General features: G+C 47.6%; 6 protein-coding genes, 2 tRNA genes and 1 pseudogene. 7 read left to right on the plus strand and 2 right to left on the minus strand.

The genetic code is table 11. The annotated features are described in order from the left end of the window. The 3 genes and pseudogenes from AC1DWB_RS30365 to AC1DWB_RS30375 form a co-directional block, all read left to right on the plus strand. Window positions 1-258: pseudogene (locus AC1DWB_RS30365) on the plus strand (hypothetical protein); the annotation flags it as partial. Beyond that, entirely contained in the window at window positions 255-665 is a 411-nt protein-coding gene (locus AC1DWB_RS30370; protein WP_477544834.1) for a VOC family protein, read from the plus strand. The pseudogene AC1DWB_RS30365 and the gene AC1DWB_RS30370, both read left to right, overlap by 4 nt. A gap of 104 nt (window positions 666-769) precedes the next feature. Then, window positions 770-1630, plus strand: coding sequence for an NAD-dependent epimerase/dehydratase family protein (locus AC1DWB_RS30375; RefSeq protein ID WP_477544839.1), 861 nt, complete (start codon window positions 770-772; stop codon window positions 1628-1630). A 43-nt stretch (window positions 1631-1673) separates the two neighbouring features. Here AC1DWB_RS30375 and AC1DWB_RS30380 read toward each other — a convergent pair. Both AC1DWB_RS30380 and AC1DWB_RS30385 read right to left on the minus strand, forming a co-directional pair. Then, window positions 1674-1747: transfer RNA gene (locus AC1DWB_RS30380), tRNA-Arg, on the minus strand. Between the two features lie 16 nt (window positions 1748-1763). Then, a tRNA-Gly gene (locus AC1DWB_RS30385) sits at window positions 1764-1837 on the minus strand. A 196-nt stretch (window positions 1838-2033) separates the two neighbouring features. Between AC1DWB_RS30385 and AC1DWB_RS30390 the strand changes: the two genes are divergently transcribed. The 4 genes from AC1DWB_RS30390 to clpX all read left to right on the plus strand — a co-directional run. After that, on the plus strand, window positions 2034-2993 hold the full coding sequence (locus AC1DWB_RS30390) for a hypothetical protein (RefSeq protein ID WP_477544835.1): 960 nt from the start codon (window positions 2034-2036) through the stop codon (window positions 2991-2993). Window positions 2994-3157: 164 nt separating this feature from the next. Beyond that, window positions 3158-4462, plus strand: coding sequence for a trigger factor (tig, locus tag AC1DWB_RS30395; protein WP_477544836.1), 1305 nt, complete (start codon window positions 3158-3160; stop codon window positions 4460-4462). Between the two features lie 278 nt (window positions 4463-4740). Next, complete coding sequence (clpP, locus tag AC1DWB_RS30400; protein ID WP_477544837.1) at window positions 4741-5322, plus strand: ATP-dependent Clp endopeptidase proteolytic subunit ClpP; 582 nt, start codon at window positions 4741-4743, stop codon at window positions 5320-5322. 18 nt (window positions 5323-5340) lie between these two features. Continuing rightward, window positions 5341-6102 (plus strand): ATP-dependent protease ATP-binding subunit ClpX (gene clpX / locus AC1DWB_RS30405; protein ID WP_477544838.1); only part of this gene is annotated, 762 nt, incomplete at its 3' end.

Genomic DNA, 6102 nt, shown 5'->3' on the forward strand with positions numbered 1-6102 from the left:
GTGTACCGCCATGGTGCAGAGGCATCCGTTCCGATGTTGTTCGTTCAGGGAGCAAACGATTTTGTATTCATCCAGAAGGCATCAGCGAAGCTGGTAAAGTTGAATACGCTTTTTTCCAGAGTCGTCATACAAGGAGCCAACCACACATTCGGAATCAGACATCCGTTTGTGTCCACTACTCCTGCCCTGGAAGAGGCCATTGCCAAGACGAATGATTTTATTGAGCAGGTGGTAAATAAGGAGGGTTTCCTAATATGAGTGAGAGCACGCAAGACCAACAAGTCGTTTCTGCAAGTCCGATTAAGAATAAAGTAGGGAGCTTCTTCATCCCCGTACGTGATATTGAAGGTGCGCGTGATTGGTACGCCGATTTGTTGGGACTACCACAAGGCGATTGTAAAATCGTCAACGGTCATCTCTGCATCATTCCCATGCAAGGGACAGCAGGGATTATACTCGATACGATGCCGATGTGGGGAGGACAGGAACCGGGCGGTGCCCCTTCGATAAAGACGCCATCGGTCATGCTGCTTACAAGCGATCTTCAGGGCTCTTACCAGTATGCCAAGGAACATAATCTCACACTTGTGTCGGAAATCGAACATGATCATTGGTTCGTGATCCAGGATCCAGATGGGAACTTGTTGATGGTTTGCCGAGAATAATTGAGCTTACAGGTCGGTGAGGATAACTCGCCGATCTGTTGTTTTTCCGGCATGCATCCGGTATCCTTGCAAGAAGAAAGGAGTGGATTCAGCTGAAGACAGCGTTGGTAATAGGAGGAACCCGATTTTTCGGGAAACGGATGGTTCAATTGTTAATCGAACAAGGCATCGAAGTGACCCTAGCGACTAGAGAAGACGATTTCGGTAACGATGTTAAACGGATCACGGTCGATCGTGAAGATGCACAGGCCTTATTCGCATCCGTAAAAGGAAAATCATATGATGTGGTCTATGATCAAGTTTGTTATGCTCCGAATGAAGCAATTGCTGCATGCGACATTTTTGATGGACTCACGGATCAATATATTTTAACCTCGACTATGGCTGTATACGATATGGGAGATCGAGCTCGGACGGAAGATGAATTCAACCCGCATACATATCCTTTACTTCACGGAGGTAGGGGAGATTTTGAATATGGGATAGGCAAGCGCCTCGCCGAGGCCGCACTATTCCAAATAGCGGCATTTCCTGTAACTGCCGTTCGGATCCCGGTAGTAATGGGGCCTGACGATTACACAGGGAGACTTCGTTTCCACATTGAACAAGTGATTCGGCAACAGACGTTCGCTCTACCTAACCCTGAATCGAGGCAGAGTTTTATTCATGCGGAAGAATGCAGTCGGTTTCTGGTATGGCTCGCTAATCACTCTGTAGTGGGGCCGATTAATGCTTGCGCCAACGGAACAGTGCTGTTGCGCGAGATGATGGGTCGAATTGAAGATGTTGTTGGACAAAAGGCTGTGTATGTGACTGATTCGCAGCATTCGCCCAAGTCTCCGTTCGGTATTTCGGGATCGTACTATATGGATAATATGAAAGCTAAACACGAAGGTTTTGTGTTCTCGGAACTGATGGAGTGGTTGCCGCAATTAATACGAGCGGAGGTATTGAAAATACAATAAACAACAAAAAGCCTCCGATACCGGAGGCTAATTTGCTATGTGACGACCCAGAAGAGATTCGAACTCCCGACCGACGGCTTAGAAGGCCGTTGCTCTATCCAGCTGAGCTACTGGGTCATATGTGTAACAATAATGGAGCGGGTGAAGGGAATCGAACCCTCGCCTCAAGCTTGGGAAGCTGGCGTTCTGCCATTGAACTACACCCGCATGGCAATAGGAATAACTGCAAAGCTTAACATCACCATATGGGGTGAAAAGTGAAGCATGAGTAATAGTATCACAGGTACTTGGTAAAAGCAACAAAAGAAATCATAAAAAGGTGTGCGTATTCTTCTGGCAAATCTGCTACAATATATGGAATATAAAGATGCAAAATTCGATATAATTCGACGAATACAGGGTGGTGACTTCCATCGCAGACAGTAATTTAATACTTTTCCCGAAAACAATCGACTATTATCAGATTGAGCTGACACGTATGCTGGAGACGGAACGGTACGGGGAGGCAACTGGCGTACTGCGCTTTTTGCTGCAGTGTCATCACGAAGACGACAGTGCCCGCGAGGAGTGGCAATCGTTACTCGACTGGCTCGAGACGACATTCCCCGACGCAGCGAAGCCGACCGGATCACGTTCCATTGGGGCGATAGACGGTACAGATACCTCCTCGGAGGAACAATTGTTCGACAATGAGGAAGAGGAGTCAGAATCAGATCTGATTCGCAGACGGGTATGGTTGAAGTCGGCTGAAGATTCCCAATACGTGCCAAAGCTGCTGGAATCGCTCACGCAGACGGATTCCCCGGACAAACAACTGCTCGCGCTAGAACAACTGTTGCACGCTGAACATAGCCGGACGAACCGCACGATCMGGGAGTGGTTGGAGAGCAGCAGAATTCATCCGGTTGTCCAGTTCAAAGCTTTGCAAGTGCTAAGAGCAAGAGGGGATTCTGAGCGCCTTAAGCTGCACAAGCTTGGCCAATCGCTGGAGCTGGACGTGAAGGATACCCCTTTATCCTACGAAGATTTTCCTCAACAGATTGGGAACATTCGGGAACGCGTTCAAGAAGTGAACGAGGTGAATCATCCGACGCTGGCGTATTTTGTAGATCAGATGTGGAACGACTTTCTGGCGTTTATATACGGAACCTCAATCTACCGGGAAATGCTTTCTATGGGCGAAGACGGGCTCGACATCTGGGCGGCTGCCCTGCATCACACGTTGCAGGAAACAATGTTCGCGAAGAGCGATGAGCGAGAGACTAGACAATTGTTCGGCATAGCCGATGACCAGATGAAGGCTTGGCAGAAGGCTTGCCAGGTCATGAAACTGTTCCTTATGATAACTGCGCCGACGGAATAGTTATCGCGAATAATGTCGGGAATAATCGGGAATAATCGATGCCTTGAAATGCATCAAGATTGTGATATAATATAATGGTTATAAATGCCCATCGTACAGGTCGGGTCCAATATGCCGGACAAGTTAACCATGTAACGGTCAAATTCTGGAGGGGAAAGCATAAAATGAAAGCTAGCTGGGAAAAAATAGAGAAGAACAAGGTTCAACTGACAATCGAAGTAGACGCAGATCAAGTAGCTGTAGCCTTGGACAAGGCATTTAAGAAAGTAGCTGGTAAGATCAACGTACCAGGATTCCGTAAAGGTAAAGTACCTCGCTCGATTTTCGAAGCTAAGTTCGGTGTAGAGAGCTTGTATCAAGATGCACTCGACATTATTTTGCCAGAAGCTTACATGGAAGCTGTTCAGCAAAATGACATCATCCCGGTTGACCGTCCAGAAGTGGACGTCCAACAATTTGCCAAAGGACAAGCCCTTCAATTCACAGCTACGGTAGCCGTGAAGCCTGAAGTTCAACTTGGCGAATACAAAGGTATTGAAGTCGAAGAGAAGTCGAATGAAGTAACTCCTGAAGAAGTTCAAGCTGAGCTGGAGCGTCTGCAACAGCGTCATGCTGAACTGGTCGTTATTGAAGAAGGCGCTGCTGAGAACGGCGATACGGTAGTCATTGACTTCGACGGTTATGTGGACGGTGTAGCATTCGAAGGCGGCAAATCCGAGAAGTATTCGCTTGAACTCGGTTCAGGCAGCTTCATCCCAGGATTCGAAGAGCAAGTGGTCGGTCTGAGTGCAGGCGAAGAGAAGGACGTTAATGTTAACTTCCCAGAAGACTACCACTCCGAAGACCTGAAAGGTAAGGCGGCTGTATTCAAGATCAAGCTTCACGACATCAAGCGCAAAAACTTGCCAGAACTTGACGATGAATTCGCCAAAGATGTGAGCGAGTTCGACACGTTGGACGAGTTCAAGGAAGACATCGTGAAACGCCTTCAAGATCGTAAGACGAAGTCGAATCAACAAGATATCGAATCGACTGTTGTCGAAAAAGCGGCTCAAGCGGCTGAAGTAGAAATTCCAAATGCCATGATTGAAACTGAAGTGGAGCAAATGTTCAAAGATTTCGCCAACCGTCTGCAAATGCAAGGGATGGACTTGAACATGTACTTCCAATTCACGGGTCAGAACGAAGATGTCGTGAAGGAACAAATGAAGGGCGATGCGGAGAAGCGCGTTCGCAACAACCTTGTTCTTGAAGCGATTAGCAAAGTGGAGAACATCGAGGCTTCCGAAGAAGAATTGACGGAAGAGCTGGAGAAGATGGCTCAGCAATACCAACGTTCACTGGATGAGATTCGCACCATTCTCAGCGCTAACGGCAACTTGGATAGCCTGAAGGGCGAACTGACCGTTAAGAAAACAGTTGACTTCTTGGTTGAGAACAGCAAGCAAGTAGCTGCTTCCGTAGCGTAAATCTCACAACAACTTCAGACGAAGGGCACGTTTAACTACTAAGCGTGCCTTTGTTTTACTCTCCGGGCCAGTTTCATTGCTGATCCCAGGCACTCCAGGCAGAGGCGGCAACAGTTGATTTGCATGGATTGAATACCCCATACATAGAGTGATATTAGCCAAAAATGACACCGTTAGGCTATTCATGCTACAATGAATGGAACGGGATTTTGCATTCGCCCGTAAACCGTGTTATTTTAGAATGAAGCAAGAGTTCATATAGAAATGAGGTCATGGATATGAGTCTGATCCCTATGGTCGTAGAGCAGGAAAGCCGCGGCGAACGCTCTTACGACATCTATTCCCGTCTCCTTAAGGACCGCATCATCTTCTTGGGCAGCGCCATTGACGACGATGTTGCCAATCTGGTCATAGCCCAGTTGCTATTCTTAGCAGCTTCGGATTCGGAGAAAGATATCCATTTGTATATCAACTCCCCGGGCGGTTCGGTTACGGCGGGAATGGGCATATTTGACACCATGCAGTTTATTAAGCCAGACGTATCCACGATTTGTATGGGGATGGCGGCCAGTATGGGGTCTTTACTGCTTACTGCAGGTGCGAAGGGCAAGCGATTTGCTTTGCCGAACAGTGAAGTCATGATTCACCAGCCTCTTGGAGGCGTACGCGGTCAGGCGACGGACATTAAGATTCACGCCGACTGGATCATCAAGACGAAGCAGAAGCTCAACAACATCTACGTAGAACGGACTGGTCAGTCTTACGAGAAGATCGAGCGAGACACAGACCGTGACAATTTCATGTCAGCTGCCGATGCAGTAGAATACGGGCTGATCGATAAAGTAATTACCCAATTATAATAAGTAGGAGGTGATCCTATGTTTAAATTCAACGACGAAAAAGGTCAACTGAAATGTTCCTTTTGCGGCAAATCCCAGGATCAGGTCCGTAAGTTAGTGGCGGGACCGGGTGTATATATTTGTGACGAGTGCATCGAACTGTGCACGGAGATTGTGGAAGAAGAACTCGGCAGTGAAGAAGAATTGGACCTGAAGGATGTTCCGAAACCGAAGGACATTCGAGTTATTCTCGATCAATATGTCATCGGTCAAGATCAAGCGAAGAAGTCGCTGTCCGTAGCGGTATACAACCACTACAAGCGAATCAATTCGCAGAACAAGCTGGAAGACGTGGAATTGCAAAAGAGTAATATCGTGCTGATTGGACCAACGGGTAGCGGGAAGACGTTACTTGCCCAGACACTTGCTAAAATCTTGAACGTGCCGTTCGCTATTGCTGATGCCACTTCCTTGACTGAAGCAGGATATGTAGGCGAAGACGTAGAGAACATTCTACTTAAGCTCATTCAGGCTGCCGATTATGACGTGGAGAAAGCCGAACGCGGTATCATCTACATCGATGAGATTGATAAGGTAGCTCGCAAATCAGAGAACCCTTCGATTACTCGTGATGTTTCCGGTGAAGGTGTGCAGCAGGCTCTTCTGAAGATTCTCGAAGGTACGGTTGCAAGCGTTCCTCCTCAAGGCGGACGCAAACACCCTCACCAAGAATTCATTCAGATCGACACGACCAACATCTTGTTCATTTGCGGCGGTGCATTTGACGGAGTGGAACAAATC

The organism is Paenibacillus sp. P4_E11 (assembly GCF_056401635.1).

Coding starts and splice junctions, on each gene's coding strand:
- AC1DWB_RS30370 (WP_477544834.1), top strand. CDS start 255: ATGAGTGAGAGCACGCAAGACCAACAAGTCGTTTCTGCAAGTCCGATT.
- tig (WP_477544836.1), top strand. CDS start 3,158: ATGAAAGCTAGCTGGGAAAAAATAGAGAAGAACAAGGTTCAACTGACA.
- clpP (WP_477544837.1), top strand. CDS start 4,741: ATGAGTCTGATCCCTATGGTCGTAGAGCAGGAAAGCCGCGGCGAACGC.